Genomic DNA, 15,724 nt, shown 5'->3' on the forward strand with positions numbered 1-15,724 from the left:
TGCGGGGGCAGGATGCTTTGGGTTGGCGATCGCAGCCCCCGAGAGCAAAGAGTATGCCGTCGGGGGCGGGCGGCGAGCGTTACTCGATCAGTATGGTTTTAGTGGCGATTCGCGAAGCGTTCGGGAACCGACTCGGAACGAGTATCCGTCCCAGAATCGCTATCTAGATCTAGGTTTCGCTGGATGCTGAGCCATAAATATCGCTGGTGAGCGGCACGGAAATAGGTCACTCCAGTCGTTGGTTGGCTGTTCGTGGGCGTCTCACCACCTACGGACAGCGCCAAGATTTTCGAGTTCTGCGGGTCCACTCTGCTGAACGGCTTAAGAAAAGAGAACACTAGTACAAAAGCTCCCCGTCAACACTGGAGGAGAGCTAATCTTAAAGGGAAGTTGAAAGATTGCAGCTTTCAATAGAGGGATGGCTATGCTGATTTTTTCCATCTAGTCGACCATATGAGGCAGTTAGACTGACATCTTTCTACCTAATCTGCTGTGTAGACGAAATTGTTCTCTCTAATAACGAGTCAGGTTGCTCAAGCTATTAATTAGGACGTAGTTGAAAAGTTATCTATTGATGTGCGAGCTTGGGCTAAGCTACACCCTTAAAAACACTGAAAATTTCAGGTAACTCTGTGAATCAGCAAACTTACTTGAAAGTGCCTTTTGTCTGGGAAGAGCCTAAGCCGTTGATTGAGGTTCCTTCCCGATTAAAATTCAAAACTGCCAAATCGTTGAGCTACGAGATATTACTTTCGTTAGTTGCTCAGGTTATGGAATCATCGATCGATGCCAGCGATCAAAAACAAGTCATTGAACATGGTTCTCGCCAAGCTGCTGAGCAGTTTTTAACCGAGTCCACAGATGGGTTCTCGCACCAAGATGAATGGTGGCAAGTAGGGGTTAGTAGCGATGATAGAATCATCGGGTTTGTTTTTCCTGTGATTTATCAAGGTGGTGCTAGAAATGGCTTGGAAGAAGCAACTGTTTATTACATTGGGGTTTTGCCAGAACATCGTGGGCAGGGCTTTGCAACCGATCTGCTGTTAAAAGGAACGAGAGTACTGCAAGATGTAGGAGTTTGGAGAGTTTTCTGCGATACGGATGTGAGCAATATCCCGATGATTTCTACTTTTGAACGAGCTGGATATCAGCAACACAGTGAGCCTTGGCAGCGTCCTCTATAAATATGCACGTACACAGCCCAACAACACCCATACGCACCGACCGCTGAGAGGTTATCTGTGAGTGTCAAAGAGTTCTGCAGTGGGTGATGGGCAACGTCAAGCTAAATGGTTAGTTCTTTTCTTTATGGCGTAAGGGTTTTTAGCTAAACAAAGAGCTTACTATGTCAAGTAATTTACAGATTTCAAAAGAGCTTCGTAGAAAAATAGATAATGAGCTTCAACCAGGAGAGTCTATAAGATGGGTTGGGCAACCAATACCTCGTTTTTTCACAGCAGATTCCATCGGATGTGTTTTATTTGGTATTCCCTGGACTATCTTCACGATATTTTGGATGTGGGCGGCACTAGAGTTTAAACTTCCCAATTTAAGAGAGGATTTACAACCTCAGCATTTGTTTGCCCTTTTTGGTATACCTTTTATGCTGACTGGCTTTGGGATGCTGTCTAGTCCCCTATTAGTATGGCAAGCAGCAAAAAAGTCAGTTTACTTAGTGACAAACAAACGAGCTATCTCTATTCAAAGTGGTTGGTCTACTACAATCAGAAGCTACCTGCCTGATCAATTAAAAGATGTATATCGGAAAGAGAGAGCTGACGGAACGGGTGATGTGATTATTGCTATTCGGGAATGGATAGACAATGATGGAGACCCAAGAAGTGAGGAGATAGGATTTTTGGAAGTTCGTGACCCACGAGAGGTTGAGAATATATTAAGGCAACTATTTCAGAATAATGCCTAACAACATCCATGAACGTTGACCGTCGGAGGTTGATTGCTTAGCGCCAAAAATTCCTGGCGGGTAATGGACAGCATCAGCTGGCTTCGCATCAATATCTGAGATACCTTTTAAGGAAGTCAGTGAACTCGTAAGCACTCAGAAGGCGATCGCCAATCTCCCCCGAAACCCTTTTGAATTTTGGATTTTGAAGTGGATGGTGTTGGCATGGCTGTGAAACCAGGGCGGCAGTGGATTCGGCGGTTGAAGTTGAGCCTGTGGTGCATGGTTCTGTTGGGGTGCATGATGTTGGGGACTGGGGGATGCGATCGCCATCTCCGTGCGCTCAAAAGACATCATGCCTTTTACGCCGGAGTTAAACATTAATGTACGTAATTGCTGGGTTGACTGGACTGCATGGAGTTCTTATTGCTAAAAGTGCCTTTAAACATCGCAAACAAGCACAATCTAGTATGGGCAACCTCCTCATAGAACTCAATTGTGCAGGCTTGCTCGTTCTGGCTTGTCTAATAATGCTGACGCATGTAGTGTTTAAAGTAGCACCAGTTATCTCTTTTTTCTGCGGTTGGCTTTTAGCTGCGATCGCAACTTTGCCCCTCGTTATTATAGGAGTAATAAAAGTCATCACAGCAATTAGACAAAAACAGCGTGTATGGCGAAAAGTAGTAAGGCTAGTACTCAATTGTTTTGCCTTATTAATCTATTTAACATTCGCACTTTGGATGAGTATGCTTCTCGTGATGCTTTTATCAGGAGAGCCTTATATGGGTAACTAAGCCCTGTAAATTGGGTAACGCACTAACAGAGCCCAACAAAGCTAAGTCTGTGACCTTTTGTATTTTAGATTTCTAGAGTGGATAGTGTTGGCATGGCTGTGAAACCAAAGCGGCGGTGGATTCGGCGATTGAGGTTGAGCCTGTGGTGCATAGTTCTGTTGGGGTGCGTGATGCTGGGGACTGGGGGATGCGATCATCCCGTCCGCTCCAAAGACATCACGCCACAGACCGGGCAACTATTAGTCAATCGCTGGTTTGTTTCCGCCCATAGCTTTCACGAAGGGTTGGCCCAAGTCGAGCCGGTGTTCCAGAGCTATGGCTACATCAATCGCCAAGGGAAACTGGTTATCCCTGCTGAGTTTGAGCTGGCTCAAGATTTTTCGGAAGGGCTGGCGGCGGTCATGAAAAATGGGCTGTATGGGTTCATCAATCCGTCCGGTGAGATGGTGATTAAACCTCAGTTCCAGCGAACGCCGTTGCCAAGGCCACAAACCATGAAGTTCATCGCGGACTATCAGTTTCAGCAGGGCATGGCCTCGGTGTACCAAAACGACCGCTGGGGCTACATCAACCGAGATGGACGGTGGGTAATTTCACCTCAGTTCGACGCAGCAGATGGTTTTGTAAATGACCGTGCGTCAGTGCTAGTAGGCGATCGCTGGGGCATCATCGATCGTGCCGGGCAATGGATCGTTTCCCCAAAATTCACGGATTTGCAACCCTTTCACGAAGGCTTAGCAGCAGCGCAAGACGGTGACTATTGGGGCTTTCTCGATCTAGCTGGGAATTGGGTGATTCCGCCTCAATACCGCTCAGCCATCGCATTTTCCGAAGGGTTAGCGGCTGTTGCCACCGATGAGGGCGGAGGCTATATCGACACCACAGGAGCCTGGCGCATTCCCCCTCGCCCAGCCCGAACCATGGCCTTTTCCGACGGTATTGCGGTTGTAGAATCCGAAAAATCTGGCTACATCGATAAAGCTGGGAAATGGGTCATCAAACCGCGATTCGATGGTGCGTCGGAGTTTCGGCTAGGGCTGGCAGCGGTACGGGTCGATGAAGATGAGCAGGGGTTTGGTGGTCATTGGGGATTCATCGATCGCAAAGGTCGCTGGGCGATTCGTCCTGTGTATGATGATGCCTATTCCTTTTCCGATGGGTTTGCCCGCGTCTGTTTTGGGGGCGATCACTGCGACTTTATCTACCGCTAAGGAGAAAGCTCGTCTATCCTAGTACCAATACATCCAGCTCCTTCCCGAGAAAAGGTCCGGTGATTGCTTGGCACATCAGGCTGATTCAAGCCTATGACTTCAACCAGTTAGCAGTAGCCAGCTAAAATAAGATTTTCAGTTTTGATATGACCACTATCGGAACCGTCGAAAGCTTGTGGTGCTACCCAGTTAAAAGCATGCGCGGCGTAGAAATGCCCGAAATCTTTATGGGGTTTTCTGGTATCTACGGCGATCGCTGCTACGCCTTCAAAAGCTCTACCGCTCGCAAAGGATTTCCCTATTTGAACGCGAATGTGCAGCAACAAATGTTGCAATATCAGCCACAATATCGCTACCCAGAACGAGCCTCAAAACCGCCGAATCTAACCGAAGCAGCGAGCATAGCACCTGGGGTGACACCCGCCAACAGTGACCCAGAAGACATGATTTTGGATATTGTCACCCCATCAAGCAAAACTATTTCTGTCGATGACCCAGAACTGATACAACTACTGGGTGAAGGACTCGACGAAAAGACCCAGCTAAAACTTGTGCATTCAGACCGGGCGTTAACTGATTGTCGCCCGATTTCGTTGATCAGCTTATCCACGATTCGACAAATTGAATCCGAATGCTCGATCTCCATTGATAAGCGGCGTTTTCGAGCAAACGTCTACTTCGATTTTGCGCCAGACGAAAGCGGATTTGCTGAAGATAGTTTTGTCGGTCGCCGTCTACGAATTGGTGCAACCGCGACGGTCATGGTGCTTGAGCGCGACCCGCGTTGCAGGATGATTGCGCTCGATCCAGACACAGGCGAACACAACCCCGAAGTGTCACGGAAAGTGGCCCAGGCACACGACAACTTTGCTGGACTTTACTGTGCAGTTTTAGTTGAAGGAGTATTAAAAAAAGGCGATCCTATCGAATTGGATCATCGTTTTTGATAAACTTTGGGTGTCACCCCTGTCATCTGCCGGAAGACTTTTGTCAGATGAGTTTGATTTGAAAAGCCACAATTTAGAGCAATGTCGCTAATTGAAATGGCTTGCTGTCTCAGTAATTGCTTGGCTCGTTCTACACGTTGTTGCATCAAATACTGATAGGGCGCAATTCCCACTGACTGCTTGAAGGAGCGGCTAAAGTGGGATTCGCTCATGCTGGTCAGGCTCGCCAAATCCAAAATCGATAAATCTTGTGCTAAATTCGCCTTTATGTAGTCAATAACTCGCTTCAGCTGTGATCGGGGTAATCCGTTGGCTTTGAACTCAAGCGCAGGTTTGCTGACTGCATAGTTCTGCACCAAACGAGCGGCAAGCGCTGTTCCCAACGACTCGCCATACAATCTGCCAGACATACAACCCGTTTGGATTTCCGTCTTAAGCGCGAGGGCTAACTGCTGGATTACCGGATCATCGATCGAAAACTGTGGAATCAGTTCTGTTTTACCCTGCGTCAATTCCTGGGTGGTTTGATTCAACAATGTTGGACAAATTGCAATCACCGAAAATTCGACTTCCTGATTCCAGTTCGTCCAATGACTGAGAAAGGCTGGGATAATATCTACGCGACCGTTGCCGTGGGCGTAGTGTTTAAACTTGCCGTCTAAATGACGCTCTGCTTGAAAGCAACTTTTGGAATCTGTGATTACTAGTGAATGTTGTAGAAGGCTATGCTCCACCGTTTTGTGGGGAGGATGGCGGTAGTGAATGAAAGTTAATCCTTGCCATCCCGCATGATAGCTAGCGACTAAGGGTGTTTGTGGCAGCACTCGCGCTGCTTCCTGCTGGTTTGTCAGATCAAGTGTGAAGGGTGCATGGTTCATGATGGGTTTTAACCCAGTCAAGATTTCACATCCCAAGCAGGATTAGGATAATTTTAGCAGAATTGGATGAGACGACAGGTTGAGGCTGTGCCTACTGTAAAGGTGTCCACAAAAGGCGATAGTAGCGAGTATCCCAATAGAAGGGAGAAAGTTCATCCGATCGCAAGTTAGACACTGTCCCATCTCTTTCTCCTACTTCTTATGCCAGATCAATCTGCACCAGAAATTGAGCTGCTACGCACAGCATATGCGGCCTTTAACGCGCGTGACATTGACGCTGCTCTCGCCCTCATGACTCCCAGCGTGCATTGGCCGAGAGCCTTCAAAGGTGGTTTTGTCCGTGGAGCTGAAGCAGTCCGTGCTTACTGGACGGAGCAGTGGCGCGAGATCGATGGCCACGTCGAACCGGTTGCCTTTCACCCTGAGGATGCTGGGCAGATCTTGGTCGAGGTGCATCAGGTCGTGCGCGATCTGGCCGGAGCTGTGCTGGCCGACGAGCACGTTGGCCACCGTTTCACTATTGAGCAGGGCTTGATTCAAGCGATGGAAGTCTGTCCACTGCCATCGCCCGAACTCGGTGCTTAACCGCGCCTATGGGTTAGCAGGTCGCGGCATTTGAATGTAGCCCCACTTGCCACCTCGGAGTTGGCTGGAATAAAAGCAGCCGTCACTTTGGGTACAGCCCGTCTGCACTCGGGTCCAGGTGCCGCCTACATTAACCCGTGCCATGCCATTCGAGACCCGATCAGCATCCACAAACTGAGTTGCGATCGCATATCGCCCCGTGCGGTCAATAAATCCAGCCTGCTCGCCCCGACGCACCATAGCAATGCCTCCCGAAAAAGGAGTCGTCACCGGGCCTTGATACTCTGAATGGGCAAAGAATTGAGGTTGAATTGCCGTTTCACCGGCGCGGTTAATGTAGCCCCAGGTGCGTCCGTCACCACTGAGGCCTAGAACAGCGGCCAATCCCTCAGAAAAAGGCTCGGCATCGTAATACTGGGGCTCGATCACAAATGCCCCAGTGCGATCGATATAGCCCCACAGCGCGCTAGCTGTGGGAGAAGAACGCACTTTTACAGCAGCCAACCCATCGGAAAAGGCCCTGACTTGCTCAAACTGAGGCTGAATTGCGATCGCCCCCGTTTTGTCGATAAAGCCAGATTGACCATTGATTGAGATCGCGGCTAGCCCTTCCGTAAAAGAGGTCACGTAATAGGGCTGAGGCTCGATTGCGATCGCACCCGTTTTGTCAATAAACCCAGTTAGCTGACCCTCAGTGCGAAAGGCCGCCAAGCCATCAGAGAAGTTCTCAGGGCGGGTCGTAAATTGCCGGGGAATGACATAGGCTCCCGTGCGATCGATAAAGCCCCAGCGATCCCCGACCCGCACCGCCGCTAACCCGTCGGAAAACGTTCCCCCTTCGTCAAACTGCGGCGCAATTACAGTTGCTCCCTGTTGGTTCATATAGCCAATTTTTCCATTGACTAAGAAGGGCGCTAGCCCCTCTGAAAAGCGATCAAACCCTCCCAGTTCAGGCGGAATCGTAAACACCGTGCGATCGCCTGCCACATACTCTAGGGGCAGCGTCCGAGGGAGGTTGAGGGACTGGCAGATCAAGGCCGCCACCTCGCCCCGAGTGATGGCTCGATTGGGCTGTAATTGTCGCGGGTTTGGATAGTTAACGACCAAACGCCCCACCGTTCCGGCTGCGATCGCATTTCTAGCGTAGGGCGGCACCTGCTGAGCATCGTCAAAATAGCGCGGCAAAACAGTTTCCGCTGGTTCCGGGCTGCTCATGTGAGTGGCATTTGCCAAAATTGCGATCGCCTGCACTCGGGGAATGGCCTCTGTCGGTCGAAACGTGCCATCTGGATAGCCCGAGAAAAACTCGCGCGCGTAGGCGTCCTGAATCGCTCGATAGCCCCAGAAGCTAGAGGGCACATCTCGAAACGTCGGCGCACTGCGAGTCGGCTCAACGTTGCCAAACGAATTGAGCATAAGAACAGCGAATTCAGTGCGAGTCAAGGTGGCCTGAGGGCGAAAGCTGCCCTCGGGATAACCACTCACCCGCCGCTGCGCCGCTAACTGGTCAATACAGTTGGTGGCCCAATGAGATTGGGTATCTGAAAAAGCAAGGGCGCTGGAAGCAGCTAAAGCCCAGGTAGCAGTTGCGGTTGCTGAAAGGGTAATAGAGCGAAGCAGTTTGAGAACGGTCATCCTACACCAGACAGGTCAATGGCTTTAAGAATTATCAGCAGACAATAGAGGATTAATGCCTAATTGTTTCATCCGTTAAAACTATTTCAACCTATATAGCTCTAGTCAGGCTCAAAATGAGACTGAATACAGTAAAAGTAGGGTGGGAACTGCCCACCACTCCATCAACGCTCTTACCCATTGCACCGCGATCGCCAACTCCCCCTCAACCATCACGCGCCACCATCAAACCTCCACACCGTTTGACAAGACCTATGGCAGGCTGGCATCCCCAGTTTGCCAATTTTTTAAGTTGTGCCATGGGTAAGATGTCGCGGCAGTCCTGGTCTGGTTTAGTTTAGTCAGATCCTATGAGGTGGATGATGTTTCCAGCCTGGTTGGTAATTGCGGTGGTGGGAGCGGCGATCGCGTCTGCGTCTAGCCTGATTAGGCCTCGCGGTATTAAGTGGTTTAAGCGGCAGCGGCGCCCCGACTGGCTAAAGTTTGAGTTTGCCATTCCTGTTGTGTGGATGGCGGTATTTATCTGCGGCGGCTGGTCGGCCTACATTGTCTGGACCCAAACCCAGAGCTGGTGGTTCATGGCGGGATACATCCTGCTGGAGTTGCTGATTGTGAGCTATAACCCGGTCATGTGCAACTTGCAGAATTTGCGAGCAGGTACGGCGATCGGAGCGGCGGGGTTTGTGTTCGGGCTACTGCTGGCCTTGCTAGTTGCGCAGGTAGACACCAAAGCCTTCCTCTTGCTGATCCCCTTTCTGCTATGGAGCCCAGTAGGAACGCTGATTACCTGGCAGATGGTAAAGCTAAATCCAGGTCAGTAAACTTGATAGTCTGTCGAACCTGAGTGTGTAGGTTGGCTTCCGCTTTAGTGTCCCTAACTTACGAGAATCCTGGTCTTCGGGTTGACGATACGCTGGAGGAATCTGCGTTGCGCCTTTAACAACTCGCTAGTCTTGATCATACGAAATAGTAGTGCGATCTCTGCCAAAAACCTTGAATTATATCTCGTAGCTAAGTTCCAAAAACTTGATAGAAGTCATCTTTCCAATCGCAAAGAGTTGGCATCAAGATCTGTTTGGTCTCAGATTAAAGAAATTTGAGAGCCAATTTTTATATTCTACTTTCCCCATTAACTATCTCAGCTAAAATTTATGCGTTTAGATTGAAAAAATTATACCTCGCGATAGAGACAAACCCTTTACTCCAGACTCTAGACTAATTCAGTTATTTTACAGAGAAATACCATGAAAGCAAGCTGGATGGTCTTACCGTTGGTGCTTGGACTTTCTTCTTTGACTGTTGCCTGTGACGCTGGCGGAAACACAGAAGGCGATGAGCAACTAGAAACAACGCCGAACGAGGCTGAGTCTGTCGAAGGTGAGGAAGAGGAAACTGAAGAAGGCGAAGGTGGCGAAGGCGGCGAAGGCAACGATTAAGGCTTCTACCCTCTTAGTTATCACACAGGTTGGGTACGCGTTGGCAGAACTAAGTAAAACTTGGTTTGAGTTAGACTGCCATTCGTGTATCCAACCTGCTGACCAAAGATTTATGAGTTAATCGAGAGCAACTTCATCGCTCTCTTTGTATAGAAGAATGAGCAGTACAACAATCTAGTTCTACTGCTTAAACAACAGAAACAAAATATCAGAAGGTGAGCTAACCGATCTGACGTTTTTGTAGCCATAACGCAATTAAAAATTCAGAGTATTGACAATGAGTCCAAAACAGGTTTGGCGACTACTCAAAGAGGCTTTTCAGGAGTGGAACCAAGACCAAGCTTCGCAGTTGGCTGCTGCGTTAGCCTACTACACTCTATTTTCTCTAGCGCCTCTGCTGATTCTAGCGATCGCGATCGCCAGCCTCTTTTTTGATAACGGCGCCGTGCGTGACCAGCTCATGGGCCAAGTCGAATCGCTGATGGGTGGGGCCAGCGCCGACTTTGTGCGCACCGTGCTCGACAACGCCAATCGCCCTGGGGAGAGTTCTGGCTGGCTAGCTTCAGCCATTAGCGTTGTGCTGCTGTTGGTGGGCGCTACGGGAGTGCTGTCGCAACTACAACTGTCGCTTAACACGATTTGGAATTTGGAAGCTCGCCCTGGAATTGGCCTGATCGCTCAGCTTCGCAAACGACTGCTGTCGTTGGGAATGGTGATCGTTATTGGCTTTCTGCTGCTGGTGTCGCTGATTGTCAGTTCGGCGATCTCTGGATTTTCAGGCTACCTCAACACGCTAATGCCGGGTTTAGATGCTCTGGTTCAGTTCTTCAATTTTGTGCTGGCCTTTGGTCTGACCACCCTGCTCTTTGCCATGATGTTCAAATATTTGCCCGACGCAATTATTGCCTGGCGCGATGTTTGGTTTGGGGCCGCTGCCACCGCCATTTTATTTTCCGTAGGCAAATATTTCATCGGTCTCTACTTAGGCAACAGCAGTTTTGGCTCGTCCTATGGAGCAGCAGGTTCCGTAATCATTTTGCTGGTTTGGGTGTTTTATTCGGCCCAAATTTTGTTCTATGGAGCCGAACTTACTCAGGTTTATAGTCGTCGCTTTGGCTCGCAGATTAAACCCAATAAGTATGCCGTTCAGCGAGAGCCATCGCCCGGGCAATCATGATTCCCCTTTCACCCATTTCCTGGATAGATGTTACCGGTCGATTGGCCGTTGCTGTTGCCTTGGGGACTGTGATTGGTATCGATAGAGAATTTAGCCGCAAAGCTGCTGGCCTAAGAACAAACATGTTGGTCTCCTTAGGGGCCGCTCTATTCGTTTTAGTAACCATCCAAAGCGGCATGGCTCAAGTGGATAATAGCGCCATGGGTCGCATTCTTCAGGGCATTATCACTGGGGTTGGGTTTGTGGGAGCAGGGACTATTTTTCGGGAGGATCGGGTGCGAGGGCTGACCTCTGCCACGGCTATTTGGGTATCTGCTGGCGCAGGGGTCGCTGCTGGGTTAGGGCTATGGCAGCTGGGCCTTTTGAGCACAGGATTTGCCTTAATTATTCTACGCCTAGTTAAATTTATCGAAAGCCGTGTGTAACACCATAAACTCCCTATTATTAAGCAAATATTTGTTAGCAAAACCGCTATCTGCTTTTAACGTCGAAGACAACAAAGCCTTCTAAAATCCACCTATAGGATGATAAATTTCTGCTAGCAAGATTGCTAGTGTGGATTGATTCCTCAGGGTTGACAGCAACAGCAGCGGCAAATGTTTGACTATAGGTGTCTTTGCTTTGATGTCATAGCGTCGTCGCTGCGATCGCAATGATGTAACGCGGCCTTGAATTTATGGCTAACGATAACTCGATGAACTCACAACAATCTGATCTCACTGAAAAACTTCCCCATGAGATAGATGCAGCGCCACCGCCGTCCAACGAACCCGTAATCCACCTTCCCCCTAGTCAGGCTGAGGTTGAAGAAGCCCGCGTCGGGCAAAGCGACGACAGCGCGCACCTCGGAGCCGACGTGACGGCTTATAACGCTATGGAAACGAGTAGCCCTTTAACTGGGGGTGACCCTGATGCGGTTGCAGAGCGAGCCGAAACGGTTGGTGAAGAGGCCGTTGGCGGCACTACGCCAACTCCCGAACAAAATGATGTTGACGCTCTCGCTGACGCTGTGGGCATTAGCACTCAGCCCGAGCACCCCGTTGGCGTCCTCAACGAAATGAATCGTCGGGATGCCCAACGGTTTGAACTCGATCCGGAGTCTAAGGATCTTGAGTCTTAATTGTCACAGCTATGGCCTATCGATTTTTCACCGACAGTACCGTTGAGGCCAATGTTCAACGCATTCTTAACGAGCAGCTTGAGAAAGCAATCCAAGAGCTAAGCGACGGCATTCGAGAAGCCCCCGAACAGGCGATTCACAGCACGCGCAAGCGGTTAAAAAAGGGGCGAGCGGTGCTGCGGCTGGTGCGAAAGTCGATAGGCGAAAAGGCTTATCAGCGGGAAAACGAGCAGTTAAGAAGTATTGGTCAAGCTCTTGCTCCGGCCCGAGATGGTGCTGTCTATCAAAAAACCTTGGACAGCCTAATCGAAATTTATGGAATATCGCTTGAGAATAAAGGACTCTCTGAGCTGCAAGTCAACCTGACAGATCTCTATAAATCCGAACTCAAGGCACTAATTGATCGCGATGATGCGATCGCGCCCATTCTGGCTGACTTAGAAGCGAGTAAGGAGCGGCTAAGCCAGCTTACCCTTCATCAAACGGGGTGGAAAGCGGTCTCCAAAAGCCTAGAGCAAGTTTATCGGCAGGGACGAGAGCGATTTCACTCCGCCTACAAAGACGGTAGCGACGAGGCGTTTCACGACTGGCGCAAGCGAGTCAAAGATCTGTGGTACAGCTCCTGTTTACTGAAGGAGATTTGGCCCCCTATTATGGAAGCGTTTGGCTCCGAAGCTCATTACCTCTCCGAACTGCTGGGCGACGGCCATGACAGCGCTGTTCTGCAACACTTTTTGAGACATCACCCCTCAAATGTGGCACTCAGCGATACTCATTCGCAGGTGCTCATGCCCCTGCTGGTTCATCGACAAGATAAGCTGCATCAGCAGGCTAAGGATTTAGGGAGAAAACTTTATAGTGAGGAGCCTAAACCGTTTATCAAGCGTATTCACAGCTATTGGCGGCCTGAGTTTTCGAGTTCGAGTTAGTTCCAAAACTGAAAACAGTTGGTGGCCTCAACTTTGCTTAGCCACCAACTATTGAGCTTGATTTAAGTTCAAGTGCAACAAAGGTAATTTAAACAGGGCACAGCGGCATTCGTTCTGCCAACAAATTAGGGCAATGGAATAGAATTTGCGATCGCTCATCACGCCTAATCTATCTGAGCATTGCTAGTCTGCTTGGGTAGTTGAAAGATGTCAGCAAATATTGATTTAGGGTCGGGGCGACGATTGTCGTCTGGCGAATCGTAGACCACCATTAGCCCATCGTCGTAGCCTAGACAGGGCATCAACGTGAGGCCCTCGGCATGGTCAGAGCCGATAGTAAACGGTAGATCAAACAAGACCTTGAGCCGACCAGATTCTTGGCTCCACAGCGTATCGTTGGTGTGCTCAAGCACGTCCTCAAGACGAAACACCTGCATGGCGCCCTCTAGCTCCATAGTCGGGCCGGCCAGCAGCAGCAGATCGCCGTCGTAGAAGCACAGTTCGCGAACGCCCTGACCATTGAGATCAAGAAAGTGTTTGCGGTAGAGACAACCCTCCCCCAAATCTTTAAGCGTGAGCGTACCGGGTTCGGCATCTTCTACTTCAATTTCAAGAATCATTGCCCACCCGCGCAACACCGGGCCGCGCAGACCCAAAAAGATTTTGCTGCCGCTAACGGCGATGCCTTCGATATCAAAGCCGTTGTCTTTGGAGGGCAGCTGCATTTTTAGAAATAGCCCCAAGTGCTCGTCTTCAGCAAGGGCTTCTAGCAGCAGATTGTGACCGCTCACCTGCTTTAAGTTGGCTGCGGTAAGGGCACCGCCTTTGTTGTCAGGAAGGGCATAGGTTTGCACAATTTCGCCATTGAGAACTGGCAGCCGAGCCAGCAGCGATCGATTGGGGTCATGCTCAATTTCGGAGAGCCGTTGAATATCTTTGTGCTGCTTTTTACCCTTGGCCTGAGTGCGTTTAAAGCTGTGGGAGCCCACCACCCAAAGATAGCCGTCGCAGTAGGCAAGGCCTTCAATATCAATTTCAGACTCATTATCAAAGAGCTGAATAAATTCTTGGAGATGGAAGGTTTTGTGGTTGCCATAGACCCCATCGCCCATAGGGCTCAGCCGCTCCAGAGTAGTAAATTCGTCAGAACCGAGCCAGAGATTACCATCCGGGGTGCGGGTTATAGCGGATAGCTCGCCAATTAAATCTTCGGATTCGGTTTGAAACTTAAGTAGAGCGCGGCTGAGCAAAAATCCATTGGGCATGATGACCACGAACGCCAGTTTGAGACTACTCTAAACAATTCGGCTGATGATAACCTCTTTCAAAGGATAGGAATAGCTCTGTGTAGGGCCAACATTCTACATGCGGATAGAGGACTAAAAATTCAACTCTCCCATAGGTTTGGGGAGCGTAATCCTTCAGCTAAGGATTTAAGGCTGGCGGTCGGTTACTTAACTGAAACGGTTAAGCTGTTCGCTTAGCAGCACGATGTACTGCAATAGTTGCCATAGAGGCACAAGGTGTTATCTTACGCTCAGCGTCTTCCCCCATCCCGTTAAATCTCAAATTTCAGACCCGCTCCTAACCGCTTTAACCTTCTCCTCCTCCCCATGTTCAACTGGATCACGACCTGGATTGAGTCTCTTGGCTATGTTGGCATCTTTGGCCTGATGGTGCTGGAGCATCTGTTTCCGCCCATTCCGTCAGAGTTGGTGATGCCACTGGCGGGGTTTGTCAGCCGTGACAGCTCTGACATGAATTTGGTTGGGGTGATTTTGGCGGGGTCCCTCGGCTCGTTAATTGGGGCGTCGGCGTGGTACGTGGTGGGTCGGCTAATCAGCCAGGAACAGATAATGGGCTGGGTGAAACGCTACGGCCGCTGGCTGACGCTCAAGCCCAAAGATATTGAAAAGGCAATGGATTTTTTTCAGAAGAGTGGCGGCAGCTGGATAGTAGGGGCAGGCCGCATGGTGCCGGGGGTGCGCACCTATGTGTCGGTGCCAGCGGGGCTGAGCCACATGCCGCTGCTGCCCTACTTGGGCTACTCGGCCCTGGGCACCCTGCTGTGGACGGGGACGCTGGCGGTAGCAGGCTACATTTTAGGGGCTCAGTTTGAGCGGGTGCAGGTGTGGCTTGGCCCAGTCAGTAAAATCGTGCTGATTAGCTGTGCGATCGCCTTTATTATCTGGGTGGTCGATCGCCGTCGCCGCCAGGCTTAATCTCCCGTTGAGATTTTGACGAAAAATTCTGTCGAATTAGTATAAAAGCCACCACCAAATCAACTTTGACGGCGGCTTTGAGTAGGTAGTATTTGCCTAAAGCGATCGCTCCACCGCAGGGAGGATTCCCCTAGGGTGAAACCAACCCAAACCACAGCTGGGTTCTACTTAAGCATCGGCCACAGTAGTCGTATCAGCCGTTGCTTTGCGGGCCGCTAGGGCCGCCGCCAGTAAACTAATGCCGCTCATCAGCAGACTGATGCCAACATAGAGGCCAATCAGCCACAGGGCGCTAACGGGCCAGCGATTGAGCACCATAATGCCCAAGATTAGGGTGACGACGCCATTGAACGCCACTAGCCAAGACATGCTGCGGCCAGCCTTTTGAGTAAAGGCCATAACGATGGTAAAAACGCCCTCAACGATGAACAAAACGCCAAAGGCAAAGGTGAGGGCCAGCAGCGCTGCGCCCAGGTTAAACAGAATATAAAGGCCTGCTACGGCATAGAAAATACCGACGATGAGGTTGAGCCAAAAACCTCTAACTGGATGCGATCGAAAGGATTCAACCACCATAACGATGCCGCTGATCAGGGAAATCCACCCCATCATGGCGGTAAAAAAGGCCGAGGCCACCATCGGCGAAACGATCGCCAAAATACCCAGCACAATCAGCGCAATGCTGAGCAAAATAACCCAGTTAGTTGACTTTTTAATCTCTTCGCTCGACAAAAAATCGGTTGTCATAACAGTTTCCTCTCATTTCGTTGTTCATAGCTTTGCGACTAGTGAAATGAAACGACTGAGAAAATTGTATGCGCCAAAAACGTCAGTGAAATTAATAGATGTAAACCGTATGAGCCCCATTAAAATTTAGGGGATCCTCG

At 49.9% G+C, this 15,724-nt stretch carries 18 protein-coding genes; 13 read left to right on the forward strand and 5 right to left on the reverse strand.

Annotated features, from left to right (window positions below; all coding sequences use genetic code 11):
- The first annotated feature begins 632 nt into the window (after window positions 1-632).
- Both H6F75_RS05325 and H6F75_RS05330 read left to right on the forward strand, forming a co-directional pair.
- A complete protein-coding gene (locus H6F75_RS05325; RefSeq protein WP_190749958.1) occupies window positions 633-1,184 on the forward strand; it encodes a GNAT family N-acetyltransferase in 552 nt (183 codons plus the stop codon).
- 161 nt (window positions 1,185-1,345) lie between these two features.
- Window positions 1,346-1,924 carry a hypothetical protein gene (locus H6F75_RS05330; protein WP_190749960.1) on the forward strand — a complete coding sequence of 193 codons (579 nt, stop codon included), beginning with the start codon at window positions 1,346-1,348 and terminating at the stop codon, window positions 1,922-1,924.
- A 135-nt stretch (window positions 1,925-2,059) separates the two neighbouring features.
- Here the strand turns inward: H6F75_RS05330 and H6F75_RS05335 are convergent, their stop codons facing one another.
- Window positions 2,060-2,260, reverse strand: a complete 201-nt coding sequence (locus H6F75_RS05335; protein WP_206754672.1) for a hypothetical protein — start codon at window positions 2,258-2,260, stop codon at window positions 2,060-2,062.
- Between the two features lie 26 nt (window positions 2,261-2,286).
- Here H6F75_RS05335 and H6F75_RS05340 point away from each other — a divergent pair, with 26 nt between their 5' ends.
- The 3 genes from H6F75_RS05340 (at window position 2,287) to H6F75_RS05350 (ending at window position 4,855) form a co-directional block, all read left to right on the forward strand.
- Window positions 2,287-2,697, forward strand: coding sequence for a hypothetical protein (locus H6F75_RS05340; protein ID WP_190749963.1), 411 nt, complete (start codon window positions 2,287-2,289; stop codon window positions 2,695-2,697).
- Between the two features lie 92 nt (window positions 2,698-2,789).
- Window positions 2,790-3,908 carry a WG repeat-containing protein gene (locus H6F75_RS05345; RefSeq protein ID WP_190749965.1) on the forward strand — a complete coding sequence of 373 codons (1,119 nt, stop codon included), beginning with the start codon at window positions 2,790-2,792 and terminating at the stop codon, window positions 3,906-3,908.
- Window positions 3,909-4,054: 146 nt separating this feature from the next.
- Window positions 4,055-4,855, forward strand: coding sequence for an MOSC domain-containing protein (locus tag H6F75_RS05350; protein WP_190749967.1), 801 nt, complete (start codon window positions 4,055-4,057; stop codon window positions 4,853-4,855).
- Here the strand turns inward: H6F75_RS05350 and H6F75_RS05355 are convergent.
- Entirely contained in the window at window positions 4,843-5,733 is an 891-nt protein-coding gene (locus tag H6F75_RS05355) for an AraC family transcriptional regulator (RefSeq protein ID WP_190749969.1), read from the reverse strand. The genes H6F75_RS05350 and H6F75_RS05355 overlap by 13 nt on opposite strands.
- Window positions 5,734-5,934: 201 nt before the next feature.
- On the opposite strand from H6F75_RS05355, the gene H6F75_RS05360 reads away from it, so the two are divergent.
- Complete coding sequence (locus H6F75_RS05360; RefSeq protein ID WP_190749971.1) at window positions 5,935-6,318, forward strand: nuclear transport factor 2 family protein; 384 nt, start codon at window positions 5,935-5,937, stop codon at window positions 6,316-6,318.
- Between the two features lie 6 nt (window positions 6,319-6,324).
- Here H6F75_RS05360 and H6F75_RS05365 read toward each other — a convergent pair whose 3' ends face one another.
- The gene (locus H6F75_RS05365; RefSeq protein ID WP_190749972.1) at window positions 6,325-7,953 is read right to left on the reverse strand and encodes a WG repeat-containing protein; all 1,629 of its coding nucleotides are present in this window, start codon (window positions 7,951-7,953) and stop codon (window positions 6,325-6,327) included.
- A gap of 359 nt (window positions 7,954-8,312) precedes the next feature.
- Here H6F75_RS05365 and H6F75_RS05370 point away from each other — a divergent pair, with 359 nt between their 5' ends.
- From H6F75_RS05370 to H6F75_RS05395, 6 genes are all read left to right on the forward strand, one after another.
- Window positions 8,313-8,774 carry a tryptophan-rich sensory protein gene (locus H6F75_RS05370; RefSeq protein ID WP_279308286.1) on the forward strand — a complete coding sequence of 154 codons (462 nt, stop codon included), beginning with the start codon at window positions 8,313-8,315 and terminating at the stop codon, window positions 8,772-8,774.
- A gap of 423 nt (window positions 8,775-9,197) precedes the next feature.
- On the forward strand, window positions 9,198-9,389 hold the full coding sequence (locus H6F75_RS05375) for a hypothetical protein (RefSeq protein ID WP_190749974.1): 192 nt from the start codon (window positions 9,198-9,200) through the stop codon (window positions 9,387-9,389).
- A gap of 277 nt (window positions 9,390-9,666) precedes the next feature.
- Window positions 9,667-10,566, forward strand: a complete 900-nt coding sequence (locus tag H6F75_RS05380) for a YihY/virulence factor BrkB family protein (protein WP_190749975.1) — start codon at window positions 9,667-9,669, stop codon at window positions 10,564-10,566.
- Complete coding sequence (locus H6F75_RS05385; protein ID WP_190749977.1) at window positions 10,563-10,991, forward strand: MgtC/SapB family protein; 429 nt, start codon at window positions 10,563-10,565, stop codon at window positions 10,989-10,991. Before H6F75_RS05380 ends, H6F75_RS05385 begins: the two co-directional genes overlap by 4 nt.
- 251 nt (window positions 10,992-11,242) lie before the next feature.
- Window positions 11,243-11,686 (forward strand): DUF6335 family protein, encoded by a 444-nt coding sequence (locus H6F75_RS05390; protein WP_190749979.1) that lies wholly within the window; start codon window positions 11,243-11,245, stop codon window positions 11,684-11,686.
- A gap of 11 nt (window positions 11,687-11,697) precedes the next feature.
- Window positions 11,698-12,615: a CHAD domain-containing protein gene (locus H6F75_RS05395; protein WP_190749981.1), complete on the forward strand. Its 918-nt coding sequence runs from the start codon at window positions 11,698-11,700 to the stop codon at window positions 12,613-12,615.
- A 164-nt stretch (window positions 12,616-12,779) separates the two neighbouring features.
- On the opposite strand, the gene H6F75_RS05400 is transcribed toward H6F75_RS05395, so the two are convergent.
- Window positions 12,780-13,880: a DUF3616 domain-containing protein gene (locus tag H6F75_RS05400; RefSeq protein ID WP_190749983.1), complete on the reverse strand. Its 1,101-nt coding sequence runs from the start codon at window positions 13,878-13,880 to the stop codon at window positions 12,780-12,782.
- A 348-nt stretch (window positions 13,881-14,228) separates the two neighbouring features.
- Here H6F75_RS05400 and H6F75_RS05405 point away from each other — a divergent pair, with 348 nt between their 5' ends.
- Window positions 14,229-14,837 carry a DedA family protein gene (locus tag H6F75_RS05405; RefSeq protein ID WP_190749984.1) on the forward strand — a complete coding sequence of 203 codons (609 nt, stop codon included), beginning with the start codon at window positions 14,229-14,231 and terminating at the stop codon, window positions 14,835-14,837.
- A 168-nt stretch (window positions 14,838-15,005) separates the two neighbouring features.
- On the opposite strand, the gene H6F75_RS05410 is transcribed toward H6F75_RS05405, so the two are convergent.
- Window positions 15,006-15,584: an HdeD family acid-resistance protein gene (locus H6F75_RS05410; RefSeq protein WP_190749986.1), complete on the reverse strand. Its 579-nt coding sequence runs from the start codon at window positions 15,582-15,584 to the stop codon at window positions 15,006-15,008.
- Between the last annotated feature and the right edge of the window lie 140 nt (window positions 15,585-15,724).

Source organism: Nodosilinea sp. FACHB-131, from assembly GCF_014695395.1.
In the GTDB taxonomy this organism is placed as follows: Bacteria; Cyanobacteriota; Cyanobacteriia; order Phormidesmidales; family Phormidesmidaceae; genus Nodosilinea.